This is a genomic window from Cupriavidus sp. CuC1 (assembly GCF_044627735.1).
Lineage (GTDB): Bacteria > Pseudomonadota > Gammaproteobacteria > Burkholderiales > Burkholderiaceae > Cupriavidus > Cupriavidus ulmosensis.
In genome coordinates this window covers 44,344-61,310 of the sequence record NZ_JBIUHC010000027.1, presented here as the reverse complement: position 1 = coordinate 61,310, position 16,967 = coordinate 44,344, and the positions used below count along the sequence as shown (strand labels likewise).

The window sequence follows — 16,967 nt, the reverse complement described above, 5'->3', positions numbered from 1 at the left end:
TCTCGTCGCCTCTCATGCATTTGTGGGAATGTCCAGACGCCTGGGGGGAGACGACTTGGTACATGCTTCTAGTCTAGGTTCGGTGGGCCCTTGTCGTTTTGTGTCACATGCGCGCGTATTTTTGCAGGCATGCGCCTCGTGGCGCCTCTGCCTGAAGAGTGCATCCTTTCCAACACCACGAACGCAGTGCCACACATAGAATGCAATCCCCCAAACCGACATCTGTGTTGACGCAGTGCAGCGTTCTGCGTCACCAACGATTCAAGCTCATGATTCATCTTCCCGTCGCGTGGTTTCCTTCCATCGAGGCGCTGCGACGCCGCATCGAAGCATAGGTCTGGTCCGTCACGCGTGCCGCCTCCGGCTACTCCATCGACCTGGCTACCCCACCGGGTGATCCGGGCCTCTTCGGACCCGACTCAGTCTGTTGGCGTGTCCATGACGATTTCCCCACGATGATGGTCGGCGGGATTAGGGCGTTGATCCTGCAGGCGCTCCATCCGCTGGCTCTGGCAGGCGTCCTTGAGTACTCGGTGTTTCAGCAGGATATGCAGGGACGCCTGGGGCGCACCGCGCAGTTCATCGCGGGCACAACGTATGGCAGTCGGCGGGATGCCGATGGGCTGATTGACCACGTGAACCGCATCCACCAGAGAATCCGAGGTACCACGCCATCCGGCGCCGCCTATTCCGCCACGGACCCTGGCCTGCTGACATGGGTGCATGTTGCGGAAGCATCGAGCTTCCTTTCGGCCTACTTGCGATATATGAATCCTGCCCTGCCCGCGACCGAGCAGGATCGCTATTTTGCCGAGACCGCCTGCATTGCGCGCCGCTTGGGCGCCTTGGATGTGCCTGAAACCCGGGCAAGCGTTGACGAGTATATCCGCGCGCATCGTGACCAGCTCGAGGCGAGCGAGAAGATGTACGCGGCCATCCGTTTGCTTGGCGAGCTGCCTGGCGCCACGCCGTTGGCGCGCGCCATGATGCCGATATTCCTCGGCGCGGCGATTCAGCTCTTGCCGGACTGGACACAGAAATTGCTAGGTGAGGAACTCACGAGGACGAGGCATGCTCTGGTGAGGCCGGCAATGATAGTGGCATGTGCGACGCTCAGATGGGCAATCAGAGGCAGTGCGGGGACGCGCGCCCATCAGCGCGTCTCCGCCAGCCCCCTCAAACTTCCTTAGAGTGCCTTCGCGTCTCCGAACACCGTCTTTCCGCCAACAACAGTCAGCAGCGGCTTGATGTCCTTGATACGCTCGTCAGCCACCGTCATGAGATTATCCGACAGCACCACCAGGTCCGCGAGCTTTCCTGCCTCGATGGAACCCTTCTTGCCTTCTTCGAAGGTGTAGCGGGCAGCCGATGACGTGTACAGGCGCAGCGCTTCCTCACGCGTCACGCGCTGGTCCTTGCCGTACACGTTGCCGTTAATGTCCTTGCGGGTGACCATCACGTACATATTGATGAAGGGATTCATCACGTTGGTTGAATAGTCGGTGCCGGCCCCGACGTTCTCGATGCCGAGGATATCGATCAGCGAGCGGATAGGAACCGCGCGGTCCGCAACCTCCTTGCCGAGGAAGCGGGCTACCGTTTCCGCCTTGGTCCACATGAAGACATTCTGCATATCCACCCGTACGCCCAGCTTGTGCGCACGCTGCATCTGGTCTGGCCGCATCAGGCTGCCATGAATCATGGATGAAGCGCTTGTCGCCGATCGGGTAGCGCTGGCTAGCGAACTCGTAGGCATCGAGCACCGTGTCTACGCCGGCATCGCCCACCACATGCACGCCCACGCGCCATCCGTACTTGGCGCACGTCGCCACCAGCTGCCGGAGAAATTCGGGCTGCATGGTGCGAATCCCGTGATAGTGCAAGTCATCCGCGTAGGCTTCCCGCATGAACGCCGTCTTCAGCGTCATGCCACCGTCAATGGCGAGTTTGATGGCCGCGAGGCGAAGCCAGTCGTCACCAAAGCCTGAGTTGACCCCGATGCGACGGAACGTCGTCTCCCACTCGTCGATGGACACCGAGGGAATCGTTTCTCCAGTGGGCATGAACATGATTCCCGCGCGGACCGTGGCCTGGTGACGCGCATGGATAGTCTCGTACACGCGCAGGTCTTCCGGGCTGCTCGCGCCCACCACGACACTGGTGAGGCCGGCCGCGTTGAAGATCTTCATGGCTTCGCGGAACTGGGTGACCTGAACCTCGAAGGGCCACGGAGGCACGAAGTCCTTCACCAGGCCGATTGCGGCCTCCTGCAGCACGCCCGTGGCCTCGCCATCCGGACCCCGCTCGATCTCCCCGCCGCGCGGGTTCGGCGTCTTGCTGGTAATGCCCGCCAGCTTGAGCGCCGCGCTGTTGACCATGGCGACATGCCCGACCGTGGGCAGATAGACGGGATTCTCCGGCGAAACGGAATCCAGCTCCTGCCTGGTGAGATAGCGCTTCTCCTTGAGCTGCGATGGCGGATGCCATCCGCTGCCGATCACCCACTCGCCGGGCTGTGCTTGCCTGGCCTGCTCCTTGATCAGGTCAAGCGCTTGTGCCGCGTTGGTGGCGCGATAGAGCGGCACGGTGTAGAGCGCGATTCCGGCCTGCTCCATGTGGGCGTGGGTATCAATCAACCCCGGCACGACCGTCTTGCCGTGCAGATCGATCAACTGTGTTGCGGGGCCGCGATAGGTGTTCACCGCACGCGTGGTTCCCACCGCGAGGAATTTGCCATCCTTGATGGCCACCGCCTGCGCGGCGGCGAATGCCGTGTCGGCTGTCAGGATGTGCCCGTTGATCAGTATCGTATCTGCATACAGCGGCACCCCTGCCAGCGCAAACGGTGTTGCCAGGCAGGCGCCCACCGCCAGCGAACCGAGCATCGCCCGGACGGGCCGGCGCTGCATCGCACGCGCGCCGGATTGAGGGAAGCCCGTTTTTGTCATCGCGTTCCTCCTTTTGTTTGGTGATCAGTGGCTCGCGGACGGCAATTTTGTATGTGCTGGATTGGCGGCAAAGCGCGTACGACTACGCATGCCGGCCCCCAGCAAGGCAAGTGCCGCCGCCAGCGCAGGTAGCGCCAGTAGCCCGAAGATGGTGGTGAAGCTCCAGCCAAAACCCACCAGTTGTGCGCCGAGGAGCGCACCGGTGATGCCGCCGAAGCGGCCAATTCCGAGCATCCACGCCACCCCAGTGGCACGGCAGTTCGTCGGGTAGAAGCCCGCGGCGAGGGTCGGCATCGAAGACTGCGCGCCGTTCATGCAGATGCCGGCCCCGAACACCAGGAAGCCAAGCAGGATGAGGTCGCCCGAGCCATAGCCGACCGCGAAGATAAGCAGGCCGGCGAGTCCGTATGCGAGAGCTACAACGCGATAAGGACTCGAACGGTCCATCAGCCAGCCGGTCACCACGGTCCCAAAGCACCCCCCAAGCGGAAAGAGTGCAGTGACAACCGCGGCGCTTCCGATGTTGAAGCCGGCGTCAGTGATCAGCGTTGGCAGCCAGCTGGTAAGCAGATAGAAAACCAGTAACCCCATGAAGTACGTGAGCCAGAGCATGAGTGAACTGGCAGCAATGGGACGCGACAGGATCTGCCTGAGCGGCGAGCCTTGAACAGTGGCGCCGTACTCCTTCACCACGAAGGTCTCGGCGCCAGTCAGCGTTCCGGGGGCGATGCGGTCCAGCACTTTGGCAACCTTCTCACCGGGGTATTGGCGCGCAACCATGAAGCGTGCCGACTCGGGCAGCAGAGCCACTAGCAGCACGGCAAGCAGAAGCGGCGCCACGCCTCCGACCAGTAACACCGAGGTCCATCCATATGCCGGAATCAGCCAGGCTGCGACAAAGCCGCCGGCGGACGCCCCGAGCGTAAAGCCGCAAAACATGGTGTTGACCGCCAGCCCACGGCGAGAGGCCGGCGCATATTCCGACATCAGCGTGACAGCGTTTGGCATGGCGGCGCCCAGGCCGACGCCGGTGAGGAAGCGCATGATGGTCAGGGCATCAAGGGAGGGGGAAAAAGCCGCCGCCAAGCTCCATCCGCCAAACCAGAGGATGGACACAACAAGGACAATTCTTCTGCCGAACCTGTCCGCGAGCGGCCCCGCGACCAGCGCGCCTGCCGCCAGGCCGAACAGCGCCGCGCTCATGACCGGGCCCAACAGCGTCTTGCTGACGCCCCAGTGCTTGACGAGGGCCGGTGCGATGAAACCGATGGCTGCGGTGTCGAATCCGTCCGCGGCAAGGATGAGAAAGCACAAGGCGAGCACGATCCACTGGAAGCCGGAAAATCGATGGTCGTCGATGAATGCCTGGACGTCGACCGTGGCGGCATCGGCGGTTGGCGTGCCGGAGTGCAGCGACGATGTCGCTCCGGCGGAAGATTGGTGGGATGTCATGAACGTAGTCTCCGGATAGGAGGCGTGCGGCGCCTGGACGTCCGTGCCCCTCTCGCATGGGTTTCCTAGCAGCATTTGCCGGGAAGGCATCAGGGGACTACCGCGGGCTATCGCCGGCTTCTGCCGCAGCCTGGATGGCCGCACGCAAGTCAACGCATCGGAACCGCGGGTGAACTCCCCTGCAATCTCCAGCTTAGCGATGCGGTTCGGCGTAGTTTTGTATGTAGCGAGGTCTGATTTTCTCGGGCTATCGCATGGTGCGATCCAGGACGAAGACGGGGATCGGGTAGGAGGCGGGGTCGCCCCCGCCGTCCTCCCACACCACCGTACGTACGGTTCCGTATACGGCGGCTCCCGCCTACTGGGCATACCGCCCCAGCGAGTTTCGTTTCGTTCGCGCAACGCGCCATGCCTGGCACACCAAAAAAAAAGGGCCAGCTCCTCGCCGACCCGCCTGATTGTGCGCGATGCTCGCCGCCCGATTTGGCCGCCTGGTGCTCGCCGCGCTAGGCGGCGCTGACGAACAACTTCATCGCAGGCATGACCTGCGATGCCTGCTCTGGCCGGTCAAGGGCACCCTCGAGATTGAGGCGCGCGACATTGACGTGCTCGGTAGCCAGCGCCTGTGCACGGGTGCCCTCGCCCCGCTCCATCGCGTCAAACAAACCGTGGTGCTGACGGTGCGCATAGACAAGCCATTGGTGGCCTTCATCGAGCGCCGATTGCATTGGCAGCATCGCACTTGCCGCCGCAAATGGCAGACGGTTATTGAGTTCGATCGCGCGCGCCAGGGCGCTGTTTCCGCTGCCCTCGACGACCAGCGCGTGGAAACGGTCGTTCATATTGCTGTAGGCAACATAGTCGTCGTAATCGAGCGTGGCCTTGGTGAGGACCCGGTCACCCTCGCGCAGGCAGTCTCGCAAGTCCAGCGCCAGCTGGCGCGACAGGCCATGCTCGGCTACTAGTCTGGCCGCCATGCCTTCCAGATGACCGCGCACGGCGATGGAATCCTGGATTTCACGAGGGGTGAAGCGCCGCATCATGTATCCGCTGTTCGGCGCCGGCTCGATGAGACCTTCTTGCTCGAGCGCCCCCAATGCAAGGCGCACAGGTGTGCGAGAAACCCCCAGCTTTTCCGCAAGGGGAATCTCGGCCAGGCGCGCCCCTGGTTCAAACTCTCCTTTTAGGATCAGGTCGCGAAGCTGCACGAGGACCCGTGTTTGATGCGATTCCATTTCAACCTCTGACATAACGCCACATCACCGCCTGCTTGGATACCATTCAGGCAATGCTGCATGCAACGTCGATATGGTACACCCGGGTCCACCATACAAACAGCCGGCAGCGCAGGCAGATAGGGGCGTGCCCTAGACGGGAAGCAGGGATTTCAACGCCACCGTCTCGTCCGCCAGAACGCCCTCCCCTGGATGGATACGAGCTGCCAGCAAACGGCGCACCGCCATATGGTCCTGCGGACGGTTGACAGAGTCGGCGCCGATGAGGCGGCCGTCTCGCAGGTAGAGCGCCGTGAACCGCCCCTCATCCGGGCTTCCGCGTACCACGGTCGTATCATGGCCGCGAGAGAAGCCGGCCATTTGCAGTTTGTAGGCATACTGATCAGACCAGAACCAGGGAACCGCGTCGTACGGAGCCGGCACGCCAGCGATCGTGGCTGCCGCCGCCTTTGCGAGATCATTTGCGCTTTGAATGGACTCCACCCTGACACATTTTCCCGTGTCATCCGCCCACGGATTGGGGTAGGACGCACAATCACCCGCCGCCACGATGGACGCATCGCTGGTGCGTCCAAAGCTGTTCACAACAATGCCGTTGTCGACCGCAAGTCCACAGCCGGATGCCAGTTCGACATTGGGCACGACACCTAGTCCGGCCACCACCATATCCGCAGCAAGATGCTCGCCTGTCTCAAGCTCGATGCCCGTTACGGCGTCTGCTCCGCAGATCCTGGCAATCTGACTGCCCATCCTGAAAGTCACGCCCCGCGCCTCGTGTACGCCCAGGAGAAACGTTGATACCAGTGGGGGCACCGCCCGCTCGAGCAGCCGGCCCTGCATTTCCACCACGGTGACTTCCAGCCCGAGCGCGCACAGGCAAGCCGCCACCTCCAGGCCAATAAAGCCTCCGCCGACAACAACCGCACGCCGGGAAACCCCTGCGCTTGCCTTGATGGCGCAGGCGTCCGCCAGATTGCGCAGGTAGTGGACTTGCGCAAGCCTTGCGCCGTCGCACTGCAGTTGCCGGCAGCGTGCGCCCGTGGTCAGCGCAAGATGGTCATAGCGGATTCGCTCGCCATCTGAAAGCGATAGTTCGCGGTGCGTGCGGTCGATGGCTTGCGCGGAGACACCCGCCTTAAGGACGATTCGCTCTTCGTCGAAGCGTGCTTGCGACTGCAAGGGCAGGCTCGAAGCGTCGATCTTGCTGCTCAGGAAGCCTTTTGACAGCGGAGGTCTCTGGTACGGGGCGTGCGGCTCCTCGCCAACCATGGTGACCTCACCATCGAAGCCGAGTTCGCGAGCGGCAAGGGCAAGCTGCGTCCCCGCATAGGAGGCGCCTACGATGACAAGATGTGCCATGGTTTATCCTTGCGTTGTCGGTACGCGGACGACCAGGCCGTCCAGTGCATCGCTCACGGTGATCTGGCAGCTCAGGCGGCTCTCTGGCCTGCGCTGCGCGGATACGCCGTCGAGGAGCTCGTCCTCCATCTGGTCGGCGTCGGGCAGCCGGCCGCTCCATTCTTCATCGACATAGACATGACAGGTTGCGCAGGAACAGCAACCCCCACACTCGGCATCAATGCCGCGAATGTTGTTGGCGATGGCAACCTCCATCAGCGACTTGCCGTTTGGCGCGGCGACGGCCTTGTGGCTGCCGTCCTTCAGAATATAGGTGATCGTTGGCATGGCATTCTCCCTACGCTAGCATCAGAATATGTCGAAGTACTCGCGTTGCTCCCAATCACTTACCTCGAGATTGAACCGTGCGATCTCTGCTTCCTTGATGTGACAGAAATAGTCGATGAAGTCGGAACCCATGCCGTTGCGCAGGGTTTCGTTCTCACGCAGACAGCCAATCGCTTCTTCCAGGGTGCGCGGAAGGTTGGGCGCCGGTGTCTCGTAGGGAGAGTCGGCGGAAGGTCCCGGGTCCAGTTGCCTTTGAATGCCATCCAGCCCGGAGATGGCTTGCGAAGCAAGGTAGAGATAGGGATTCGCGGCAGGCTCCCCGACGCGGTTCTCGATTCGCGTTGCCTGGTCTCCCGGGCCACCAAGCACGCGCAACATGGCCCCGCGATTGTCTCGCGCCCAGATCGCACGATCGGGCGCGAGCGAGTACGCCCGATAGCGCTTGTACCCGTTGATGGTCGGCGTCGAGAACGCCGTCGCCGCGCATGCGTGGCTGAGGAGCCCGCCGAGATAGTGCTTCCCTACGGCGGAAAGCTCGTCAGCCGCGCCGGCGGGCATGAAAGCGTTCGCACCGTCTTCCCGCCGCTTCAGTGACTGATGCAGGTGCCATCCGCTGGAGACCACATTGCGGATCTTGGGTCTGCACATAAACGTTGCATGGTAGCCATGGCGCTTGCAAACCTGCTTGACTGCACTCCGGAACAGCACCATGCAGTCCGCAGTTTCCACCGGCGTTGCCGGCGCGAAGGTAAATTCGAACTGACTCGGACCGAACTCGATTTCGAGCGAACGCACGGGCAGGCCGAGCTGCTGGACGTTGCGGCGGATCAGCTCGATCACCTCCTCCGTCGCGTCATATCGCAACTCCGTGAGGAACTGATAGCCGTGGGAGAGCAGTTCGACGTCGGGCGGCTCGCCCGGCTGGCCAGCATCATCCGGAGTCATGTGCTCGCGCAGCAAGCGGAACACGTGAAACTCGACTTCCAGCCCCGTGATCAGTTCGTAACCAGCCTTTGCCAATTGCTCTTCGGCGCGCCGCAGAATGGGGCGCGTGGCAAAGGGCAGCGGCGTTCCGTCATGGAAGTGCGGGTCGCAGAGAATCCATCCCGTATTCGGCGCCCAGGGCAGCACCTTGAACGTAAGCGGGTCCGGCACCAGCGTCACGTCCGCGCCGCCTTGCATGCCAGGGATATTGAATCCGCCGCCCGAAGAGAACACGGGGAACACAGTGCGATGCGAAGTGTCCTTTGCGAATAGCGTCGTGGTCACGTTGATGCCGCTTTTCAGGGCCTTCTGTGCCTCGGACGCGACCAGCGTCTTGCCCCTCAGAATGCCGTGCTGGTCGGGGAAGGAGAATCGAACAACATCGATATCTCCGCTGGCGAGCCGACGAATCACGTCGTTGGCTGCGCGGGCGTGGGTGTCGGTCCAAAGGCCGAAGTCTTCTACAAATGCCATATGGGTCGGGCGGTCCGCGTCTGCGACACGGACTTGCCTCCTCGGTTGTCAGTGATTTGTCTTGTGCGCGCGCGGATTACTTGCGTTGCGAAGCCCATTCCGATTCCTCGCGACGCATCGCATCCGCGCCACGCCAGTACTCATCGGCGCCGAGGCCGTCACTGACACCGTCGATCGAAGGCGGTCCGCTGAGCGCACTGGCCTGCGCGGCATCGATCATCATCAGCGCCTTTTCACCGCGCTGGTTTGCCTCGATGGCTTCGACCAGTTGCTTGCGAAACGCAATGATCCCCTTGTCGGTGGTGCCGAGGTGCTCGCGGGTTCGGTCCTGGATTGCGCCCTGTGACTCGACCGCCCATTGGTCATGGACGTTGATGTCACTGCCCATGCCGGTGTAGGTTTCGTTGCGCTGCTCGTAGGGATTGAAGCCGTAGTCGTTGTGCTTGTTCTGGCGCGGGCGGTAGTCCGGCAGCTCATAGAGCGCCAGGCGCTGATCGCGCATCTGCTGCTTGTTCACCGGCTCGGTGAAGCTCGTGAAGATGGCATACCAGTAGCAGCTAGTGTCGTCGATGGGCACGTGCCACTGCGCAATCGTCATCTCCGCGCTCATGGGGATGATGAACGCTTGAGGGAACACCACATTGGTCACGCGCACGTGGCGCTGTTCGCCGCCGAGTTCGCGCAGGGCCATCAGCCGCATGCCGTAGTCTGTCGTGGCGATGCTGATTTCGGGGCACTCGAACTCGCGAAGAACCTTCGTGATTGGCATTGCCGAGTCGGCGGACGCGCCCCGGAACTGCCTGCCATAGCTCTCGGAAACATCCTCGTCTTCGAAGAACCGGTGCAGGAACGACGCATGCGCGGGATCGATGCCGACCTCAAGCGCCTGCAGCCAGTTGCACTCGAGCAAGCCCTTGAACGCGAAGGTGTACTGGCCCGGAGCAACGAAGCAGTCAAAGGCCGGAAACGCCGGCGGCTCGCCTTCGCCAATAAAGGCGAACAGCATTCCGCTGCGCTCCACGACCGGATAGGCCTTCTGCTTGATGCGCTGGCAGAGCTTGCTCCCCGCCGGCTCCGCGGGCGTCTGGAGGCATGTGCCGCTGGCGTCGAACAACCAGCCGTGGAAGGGACAGCGCAGGCCACCGTCTTCGAGGCGGCCGAAGCTCAGGTCTGCGCCGCGGTGAGGGCAATCGCGATCCAGCATCGCGTAGCGCCCCTGCTCGTCGCGGAACACGACGAAGTTCTGGCCCATCAGGCGCACCGCACGAACCGGCCGCTCACCAGCGAACTCGTCCACCAATGCAACCGGTTGCCAGTACTGGCGCAACAGCTTGCCGGCCGGTGTCTGCTCGCCGACGCGAGTGATGAAATCGTTCTGTTCCTTGGACATCATGGTGGGGAATCTCCTACTTGGGTGGGTTGCCAGCGAGAGGCGTTCATCGCGTCTCTGTATGCAGCATACTATTTGCTGCATGCAGACATCGCAAGACACGTCATGATTGGCAATACCCGAATCGGCGGACCCGTTCCTGATAAATCATCGTGAAAGTCATCCTAATGTGTTGATTTTTAAACGCTTTATACGGTAATACATCGATCACATAGCGTCAGCTAAGCGTTTACCCGCTGATGCCAAGGAGTAGATCGCTGCATACAATGCACGTCAGCTAGATGAAATTATTGGCAAGGGTCTGCCGGGCTTGCATGCAGGGCCCGCCGGGGGAGCGCGGCACCGCTGAACTGGCGCGGCCACAGAACGATTTCGGAGGCGGTGCGATAAGAAAGGACTGGAGGGCGGCCGTCGCCGCCCAGAGGACAGCGAGGCCAGGCGAGGGATATCCAGGTGCAATCGGTGAAATCGCACCGGTCGCAGCGAATCCGCAGGACGCGGAAGGATCAGATGAGGGTGAACCGTGTGGCGCCCGTCTAAGGGGCAAATCCCGAGAACGAGGCGAAGGCATCCACGGGAATCCTGGGTTGCCGGGTGCTCAACTCGGGGGATTCCGGATCCGCATAGCCGAGGGACATGCCACACAGAACGAGTTCGTTTTCCGGTATCCCCATGCACTTACGCAGGACAACATGAAACTTTGCAAACGATACCTGAGGACAAGTGTCGAGCCCGACCGCCCTGGCTGCCAGCATGATGCTCTGAAGGAACATCCCGTAGTCGAGCCAACTGCCCTGCTCGAGTCGCCTGTCGATGGTGAAGACCAGCCCGACGGGAGCATCGAAAAACCGGTAGTTACGCGCCGTCTGTCGCACCCGGGCTTCGGCATCCTCCTGCCGAATTCCCAACGCGCCATAGAACAAGCGCCCGAAGGCACGCTTCCGGGAAGCGTATGGCTCCAGACCCGGGTCTGGGTAGTAGCGGTACTCCTCACTATGTGCTTCCGCACGATCATGAAACGCGGCATGCAACTGTTCGGCAAGCGCATCCTTCGCCGTGCCGGCGACGACATACACCCTCCACGGCTGCAGGTTGGCTCCGCTTGGCGCATAGCTGGCGGTATGCAGGATTTCACGGACGACGGCCTCAGGGACGCCCCGGGGCAGGAATCGACGCACAGCGACGCGACTCTTGATCACCTCGCAGACAGATACCGGACTAGCTCCGCTCGTCATGATTTCCACTCCCTGCGTGTTCGGCTTTCGCCTTGTCGAACAAAAAGCTTGCCCGCTCATGGCTGCGTTTCATGCGATTTCTTCCGCGGCGGCTTGCGCCGCTTGCTCGTCCTGCCGCCGCGTCGCTGGCGGATGCTGCATACCGATACTGCACAGGGTGCTCCTTTGTTTCAGTCCTCATCGTCAGGGGTTGCATGCCGGGCAACAGGCAGCGCTGGCTTCACAGCCGAGGTCAGTATAGGTAGCCCGCAGGCGCAAATATTGCACGGGAAGAGCAGGCATTCTCTGGCAGTAGCGTCGACGCCGATGGGCAGTGGAGATCTTGGCGCAGCTCATTCGCATCGTGTCGTATCAGTTACAGGAGGGCGTCATGGTACGCATCGCCAGTAATCTTCATCGCAGCCGCGTGGTTGGCCGCTGGGCCAACACCGAAGTGGAAGTCGTCGAATTCGACCAGCTCTCGGACATCGCGCGCCCCCTCGGCTCCGGCCGCTTGAGCCTGCGCGCCGCGCTTCGGGAGACCGGCGGCAAGATAGATGCACGCCACCAGCCCTCCAGGCCGCTCGAAGGCGCCTACCGCGGCAACGATCACCTCAGCCTGATCGCGAAGGACGGCGAAGCGTACGGCCACACACAATTCATCAAAGGCTTCAGGTGTGTCGCCGTCCATTTCCCGGACGAGTTGCTGAGGCAGGCGTGCGAAAGCGAGGAGACACCGCCTGCCTTCACGACGCGGCTGATGTTCGAGAACAGGGCAATGTGGGCGATCGCGGACAAGCTCGCCATGGAATGCGTCACGCCGAAACTGGGGCGCCAGCTGTATTGCGAAAGCCTGGTCGGGCAATTGGCGGTGGAGATTGCGCGCTTCAAGCAAGGTGACGCGCTCGCAGCCAACAAGGGTGGACTCGCCCCCTATCGCCTGCGCCGGATCGTCGACTATATAGAAGGCCATATCGGCGAGGATATCTCGATGCTCGAACTGGCTGCCCTAGCCGAACTGAGTCTTCCTCACTTCATGCGCGCATTCCGCGCATCGACCGGTGAAGCACCGCTGCGCTTCATCATGAAGCGGCGCGTGAAGCGCGCGCAAGCGCTGCTGCTGGAAACGGACTTTCCGCTCATCAAGATCGCCCACGACTGCGGCTTCGCGGATCAGGCGCATATGACAACATGTTTCCGCCGTCTCGAGGGGAATACGCCGGCGCGCTTTCGGCGGGATCGGTCTTAAGAGCCGCGCCGCCGGGCGCGGGGCGATTGCGGCCGCCCCGCTGGCCATTGCCCAAACGGATTCAGCAATCAGCGCCGCGATGGACCTCGCTTCCGTAGCTGCTCGCTGCGCGAGCATCCGAACCTCGCCGGCAACCACGGCGAAGCCACCGCCATGCTCGTTCGCGCGCGCCGCCTCGACCGCCGCATTCAAGGCGAGGATGTTGGCCTGGAAGGCAATGCCCGCGGCAGGCCGCGCGAGTTCCTGTGATTGTTATGGAAAAGGACCCGGGCTCAGCCACAAGCTGAATGAGAGATACGGGGCCTGCGACGACAGCGCTGCCTACCAAGGGACATTGTCGCCACCCACCATCGTCAGATCGGTGCGGCGGCGCGCCGGAATCAACCGGGCACGGCCTGCGCCGAGCCCGCACAGCGCGGCGGCGCAGGCGATGGCCAGGCAAAGACAACCGACAAGCCACCAGCCGCCAGCACGCGCGTGCAGCAGGCCGACCACTACCGGCCCCAGCGCGGCAATCGCGTAGCCGACGCTTTGCGACATGCCGGACAAGCGCGCAGCCACCGCTCCATCCGGCGCGCGCATCCCGATGACGGTGAGTCCTAGCGCCAGCAAGCTGCCTTGCGCGACACCCAGAGCGACGGCCGCGGCTTGCAGATTGCCGAGCGGAAGGAGCAGGCAAGCCCACAACGCGGCAGCGCATGTCAGCGAGGCCACCGCCATCCCTGCCCTCTGGTCGCGCGTGCGGCTCGCCCATATCGCCACGGCCAACGATGCCGGTGCTTGCACAATGACGGAGAGTGCGCACATCGTGCCGGCCGAGACGGCGTCCAGCCCCCGCCACTGAAGCAGCGAAGGCAGCCACCCGAAGACGATGTAGGCGAGCGAGGACTGGAAGCCCATAAACAGCGAGACCTGCCAGGCAAGAGGACTCGTCCAGACCGCACCATGTTGAACGCCGGGCGTCGCCAAGCCGGGCTTCTCGTCGTTGCGCACTCCGAATACAAGCGCGCATCCGGCTGTGGCCAGGCCCGCCGGCGCAGCCCATGCAGCCAGAGCCAGCTCCCACGACCCGTGCAGCTGTTGCGCCATGTGTACGGTCAGGCCCGACGCCAGCGCAGCGCCCGCGCACAGCGCCATCGAGTACACGCCCGTCAGCAAGCCAGTTCGCTCGGGAAACCGGCGCTTCAAATACCCAGGAAGCAGGACGTTGATAACGGCGATCCCGGCGCAAGACAGGGCCTGACCAAAGAAGAGCCAGGATCCCCCGCCCGCACCACGGAGCAGCAGTCCGCAGGCCGTCAGTCCAAGGCATGCAAACAGGCAGGTTTCGTCTCCCATACGACGCACAAGCGCCGGCGAGGCGAGGCCGAACAGCGAGAAGCAAACAGAAGGCAACGCAGTCAGCAAGCCAGTACGCCATCCGGCAAGGGTCACGCTATCCTGGATCAGGCTCAGCACCGAACCCAGGCTGGTCATTGGCGTGCGCAGGTTGAAGCCGATTACGGCCAGACAAAGCAGTACCGCCACGCCGCGTGCGCGGGTGCCCACGGGGAAGCGACCGCCGGCTTGTCTGAGGGATTTGTGTTCCATGACTGGCTGCTGACAATGTGGACTGCGTGGACCACCTGGATCCTCAATGGACCGAATGTGGGGGACCTACATGGATCCGGCGATCGCGAGCGCACGCGTCATCGCCGCGTCCCTTGCGCTTCCCATCGCCGGGGCGTCTGGATGCGTCGGGGCAAACGTGATGGTGCTGATGTCGGTGATACCGATAAAGCGCAGCCACGCGTCCAGATAGGGCTTCTGATGATCGAATCCAGCGAGGGGTGTACCCGCCGCATAGTCGAAGGAGCTCGCATAGATGACCACCGCGCGCCGCCCATGGACGAGACCCTCGTAGCCCTTCTCCGGTGTCCATTTGAACGTGAGCCCCGGCTGCGTAACCACGTCGATGTAGTGCTTCAGCCGATAGGGAAGACCGAAGTTCCACATTGGCGTGCTGATCACCAGCGTGTCGTAGGCCAGCAGCCGAGCCGCCTCCTGCTTGATGACCTCCCACGCGCGCGCCTGTGCTTCGGTATGCTCGCGGCGAGCGAGAACAGCATACTTGGCGTTGAGGATGTCCTCCCGAATCTCCGGCAGGTCGAGTGCCCAGAGATCGAGCTCGTCCACGCGCGCGCCCCGATGGGTCTGCAGGTATTCCTGGCTGAATGCGCCCGCGACCAGCCCGGACTGGCTGCTCTCACGCGGGGACGCCACAATATGAAGAACGTTTGACACTTCCGCTTCCTGTTGGTTATTTGATACTCGGTTCGCGCGATGGCGCTCGAAGCCGAATATAGAGATTCGGCTTCGACCCATCTTTCGCCACAGCGGCGCGCTTTTCACGGGCAGATCGGCGCCGCGCATCCGGGCTTGCGAATGTCGCCCGGCTCAGAGGTCGAGCGTCATCGCATCGTCTTCCGCCCAGCCGACACAAACACAGGCCAGGGTGTCTTCCTAGCGCCGGACATCAGACAGGAAGCGATCTCTGTGGGACACGGCACCGCTCACGACCTTGGTAGCGCACAAGCCGCGTTCGCCGCGCTTGCAGCTGTGCGGCACGGGAATTCCCACCGCCAGCGCTGCATCGAGTTTTGTCTATCCAATAGTACGGGCTTGCGCCACCAGCATGACAGAACTGTAATTAAATCGACGCCGAGTGGTCAGCATTGTTCGAGTAAGAACCCATCGAATGCAAGCGACTCTTTTCGTCAGGTCTGCATGCGAGAAGACCCTGTCGGCAACCGAGGTTTAGCGCCATATTTGCAACCTGCCAGCGCAAAGCATGAACCAATGGTATGGTGCCGACCCCGCCTCGCACTTCTTAGGTAGCCTAACCACGTGTATCGCGGTCAGGCTGGCGTTTCCTGTTACATCGGCGCGGTTGACGGATGCCGTCGTCCGCTTCGAGATGGAGCTACCGGAAAGCCTGTCTGCACGATGTCGCGGTAGACCTATCGGCGAGCCCAAACTGTAGACCCAAAGCCCGGAAGCAGATTTATGATGATGGAAAACAGTCACCCGGTAGGTGACCCATTGAACGAAGCCCGCAACCCCTCCCCTATGCGGGCTTGGCTAGCGGTGGGTTCCGTAACCGTGGGCGCATTTGCGTTCGTCACAACGGAATTCTTGCCGGTCGGACTTTTGCCACAAGTCGCCCAGGAGTTCGGCGTAACGCCTGGCACCGCTGGCCTCATGGTCACGATCCCTGGCGTGATGGCAGCCATCTCCGCGCCGGGCATGATGCTGGGGGCTGGACGGGTCGATCGCCGCTATATCCTGCTTATACTTTCGGTGTTGCTGCTGACGTCCAATCTGATATCCGCATTTGCACCCAATTTCGCGGTCATGCTGATCGGGCGCGCCATCCTCGGTGCAAGCCTGGGAGGCTTTTGGACTCTCGCGCTTGCCGCCGCGGGAAGGCTGGTGCAGCCGCGCGAAGCGGCGCGGGCGACTGCAATGATTCTGGCAGGGGTCACGTTTGCTACAGTGATTGGAGTCCCGTTCGGCACGTTCATCGCCAGCCTTGCGTCGTGGCGGGCATCGTTCATAGCGACCGGTATACTCGTAACCGTGGCCATGGTAGCCCAGGCCATCCTCGTCCCATCACTGCCCTCGAAAGCTGCGTTGCGCATCGCCGATCTGTTCGCGCTCTTGCACCGGACGCACTCGCGCAGAAGCTTGATCATGGTCGCCTTCATCTTCGGCGCTCACTTTTCTTCCTATACGTTCATTGCCCCTTTCCTGTTGCAATACGCCGACTTCAGCACCGAAAGCATTACTTGGGTCTTACTGGGCTTCGGCGCCATCGGCTTCGTTTCCAATTTCGCCGTCTCGGCAACGGTAACGCGCAACCTCAAGGCGTCGCTGGCTGCGATGGTCTTGATGCTGATGATCTCGCTGTTGATGATGCCCGCGCTGCGCCATTCTGCCCCGACAGTGGTGGCGATCGTTCTTGCGTGGGGCATTGCATTCGGCGCGATTCCACTGTGCCTCAGCTTGTGGATTCAGAAATCGACAGCCGATCTACCGGAAGCTGGCTCAGCACTGTTCGTTGGGATAATTCAGGTCGCGATCGCGGTTGGCTCGTCTCTCGGAGGCCGCGTCGTGGACCGGCTTGGCATTCCAGCGGACTTCGAACTCGGTGCGGTCCTCGCACTGGTCGGCCTTGCGATGCTCGGGAGCTTCCTCACCCGTCAAAGGACACTGGCTCAACTTCTGCCCCGGGAGAAAGGCTTGGAACCAGACCGGACTGCGGCCAAAGCGTATAAGTAGCGTTTCCAGCAGCAA

General features: G+C 62.2%; 14 protein-coding genes and 2 pseudogenes. 3 read left to right on the top strand and 13 right to left on the bottom strand.

Annotated features, from left to right (window positions below):
- The first annotated feature begins 371 nt into the window (after nucleotides 1–371).
- On the top strand, nucleotides 372–1,190 hold the full coding sequence (locus ACGLHR_RS14415; RefSeq protein WP_400094667.1) for an oxygenase MpaB family protein: 819 nt from the start codon (nucleotides 372–374) through the stop codon (nucleotides 1,188–1,190).
- On the opposite strand, the gene ACGLHR_RS14410 is transcribed toward ACGLHR_RS14415, so the two are convergent.
- The 9 genes and pseudogenes from ACGLHR_RS14410 to ACGLHR_RS14370 all read right to left on the bottom strand — a co-directional run bounded on the left by ACGLHR_RS14410 (nucleotide 1,187) and on the right by ACGLHR_RS14370 (nucleotide 11,464).
- Complete coding sequence (locus ACGLHR_RS14410; protein ID WP_400094638.1) at nucleotides 1,187–1,669, bottom strand: amidohydrolase family protein; 483 nt, start codon at nucleotides 1,667–1,669, stop codon at nucleotides 1,187–1,189. The two genes, ACGLHR_RS14415 and ACGLHR_RS14410, sit on opposite strands and share 4 nt — an antisense overlap.
- A gap of 55 nt (nucleotides 1,670–1,724) precedes the next feature.
- Nucleotides 1,725–2,885 (bottom strand): annotated as a pseudogene (locus ACGLHR_RS14405) (amidohydrolase); the annotation flags it as partial.
- A gap of 87 nt (nucleotides 2,886–2,972) precedes the next feature.
- Nucleotides 2,973–4,400, bottom strand: coding sequence for an MFS transporter (locus tag ACGLHR_RS14400; RefSeq protein WP_400094666.1), 1,428 nt, complete (start codon nucleotides 4,398–4,400; stop codon nucleotides 2,973–2,975).
- 506 nt (nucleotides 4,401–4,906) lie between these two features.
- The gene (locus ACGLHR_RS14395; RefSeq protein WP_400094636.1) at nucleotides 4,907–5,635 is read right to left on the bottom strand and encodes a GntR family transcriptional regulator; all 729 of its coding nucleotides are present in this window, start codon (nucleotides 5,633–5,635) and stop codon (nucleotides 4,907–4,909) included.
- A gap of 132 nt (nucleotides 5,636–5,767) precedes the next feature.
- Nucleotides 5,768–6,994, bottom strand: a complete 1,227-nt coding sequence (locus tag ACGLHR_RS14390) for an NAD(P)/FAD-dependent oxidoreductase (protein WP_400094634.1) — start codon at nucleotides 6,992–6,994, stop codon at nucleotides 5,768–5,770.
- A 3-nt stretch (nucleotides 6,995–6,997) separates the two neighbouring features.
- On the bottom strand, nucleotides 6,998–7,321 hold the full coding sequence (locus ACGLHR_RS14385; protein ID WP_400094633.1) for a 2Fe-2S iron-sulfur cluster-binding protein: 324 nt from the start codon (nucleotides 7,319–7,321) through the stop codon (nucleotides 6,998–7,000).
- A 21-nt stretch (nucleotides 7,322–7,342) separates the two neighbouring features.
- The gene (locus ACGLHR_RS14380) at nucleotides 7,343–8,779 is read right to left on the bottom strand and encodes a glutamine synthetase family protein (protein ID WP_400094632.1); all 1,437 of its coding nucleotides are present in this window, start codon (nucleotides 8,777–8,779) and stop codon (nucleotides 7,343–7,345) included.
- A gap of 76 nt (nucleotides 8,780–8,855) precedes the next feature.
- Complete coding sequence (locus ACGLHR_RS14375; protein WP_400094630.1) at nucleotides 8,856–10,172, bottom strand: Rieske 2Fe-2S domain-containing protein; 1,317 nt, start codon at nucleotides 10,170–10,172, stop codon at nucleotides 8,856–8,858.
- A gap of 533 nt (nucleotides 10,173–10,705) precedes the next feature.
- A complete protein-coding gene (locus tag ACGLHR_RS14370) occupies nucleotides 10,706–11,464 on the bottom strand; it encodes a nitroreductase (protein ID WP_400094629.1) in 759 nt (252 codons plus the stop codon).
- A gap of 262 nt (nucleotides 11,465–11,726) precedes the next feature.
- On the opposite strand from ACGLHR_RS14370, the gene ACGLHR_RS14365 reads away from it, so the two are divergent.
- Nucleotides 11,727–12,632 (top strand): helix-turn-helix domain-containing protein, encoded by a 906-nt coding sequence (locus ACGLHR_RS14365; RefSeq protein ID WP_400094627.1) that lies wholly within the window; start codon nucleotides 11,727–11,729, stop codon nucleotides 12,630–12,632.
- Between the two features lie 53 nt (nucleotides 12,633–12,685).
- On the opposite strand, the pseudogene ACGLHR_RS14360 reads toward ACGLHR_RS14365, so the two are convergent.
- From ACGLHR_RS14360 to ACGLHR_RS14345, 4 genes and pseudogenes are all read right to left on the bottom strand, one after another.
- Nucleotides 12,686–12,854: pseudogene (locus ACGLHR_RS14360) on the bottom strand (methyl-accepting chemotaxis protein); the annotation flags it as partial.
- A 99-nt stretch (nucleotides 12,855–12,953) separates the two neighbouring features.
- Nucleotides 12,954–14,222, bottom strand: coding sequence for an MFS transporter (locus ACGLHR_RS14355; RefSeq protein ID WP_400094625.1), 1,269 nt, complete (start codon nucleotides 14,220–14,222; stop codon nucleotides 12,954–12,956).
- 66 nt (nucleotides 14,223–14,288) lie between these two features.
- A complete protein-coding gene (locus ACGLHR_RS14350; protein ID WP_400094623.1) occupies nucleotides 14,289–15,044 on the bottom strand; it encodes an FMN-dependent NADH-azoreductase in 756 nt (251 codons plus the stop codon).
- A 90-nt stretch (nucleotides 15,045–15,134) separates the two neighbouring features.
- Complete coding sequence (locus tag ACGLHR_RS14345) at nucleotides 15,135–15,257, bottom strand: 2Fe-2S iron-sulfur cluster-binding protein (protein ID WP_400094664.1); 123 nt, start codon at nucleotides 15,255–15,257, stop codon at nucleotides 15,135–15,137.
- 420 nt (nucleotides 15,258–15,677) lie between these two features.
- Between ACGLHR_RS14345 and ACGLHR_RS14340 the strand changes: the two genes are divergently transcribed.
- Nucleotides 15,678–16,952: an MFS transporter gene (locus ACGLHR_RS14340; protein WP_400094621.1), complete on the top strand. Its 1,275-nt coding sequence runs from the start codon at nucleotides 15,678–15,680 to the stop codon at nucleotides 16,950–16,952.
- Nucleotides 16,953–16,967: the final 15 nt, after the last annotated feature.

What these genes read in the sequence shown, in the direction of transcription:
- ACGLHR_RS14370 (WP_400094629.1), bottom strand. Translation starts at nt 11,464, where the DNA reads ATGAGCGGGCAAGCTTTTTGTTCGACAAGGCGAAAGCCGAACACGCAG.
- ACGLHR_RS14385 (WP_400094633.1), bottom strand. Translation starts at nt 7,321, where the DNA reads ATGCCAACGATCACCTATATTCTGAAGGACGGCAGCCACAAGGCCGTC.
- ACGLHR_RS14380 (WP_400094632.1), bottom strand. Translation starts at nt 8,779, where the DNA reads ATGGCATTTGTAGAAGACTTCGGCCTTTGGACCGACACCCACGCCCGC.
- ACGLHR_RS14390 (WP_400094634.1), bottom strand. Translation starts at nt 6,994, where the DNA reads ATGGCACATCTTGTCATCGTAGGCGCCTCCTATGCGGGGACGCAGCTT.
- ACGLHR_RS14340 (WP_400094621.1), top strand. Translation starts at nt 15,678, where the DNA reads ATGATGATGGAAAACAGTCACCCGGTAGGTGACCCATTGAACGAAGCC.
- ACGLHR_RS14410 (WP_400094638.1), bottom strand. Translation starts at nt 1,669, where the DNA reads ATGCAGCGTGCGCACAAGCTGGGCGTACGGGTGGATATGCAGAATGTC.
- ACGLHR_RS14350 (WP_400094623.1), bottom strand. Translation starts at nt 15,044, where the DNA reads ATGCGCGGCGCCGATCTGCCCGTGAAAAGCGCGCCGCTGTGGCGAAAG.
- ACGLHR_RS14355 (WP_400094625.1), bottom strand. Translation starts at nt 14,222, where the DNA reads ATGGAACACAAATCCCTCAGACAAGCCGGCGGTCGCTTCCCCGTGGGC.
- ACGLHR_RS14395 (WP_400094636.1), bottom strand. Translation starts at nt 5,635, where the DNA reads ATGGAATCGCATCAAACACGGGTCCTCGTGCAGCTTCGCGACCTGATC.
- ACGLHR_RS14400 (WP_400094666.1), bottom strand. Translation starts at nt 4,400, where the DNA reads ATGACATCCCACCAATCTTCCGCCGGAGCGACATCGTCGCTGCACTCC.
- ACGLHR_RS14375 (WP_400094630.1), bottom strand. Translation starts at nt 10,172, where the DNA reads ATGATGTCCAAGGAACAGAACGATTTCATCACTCGCGTCGGCGAGCAG.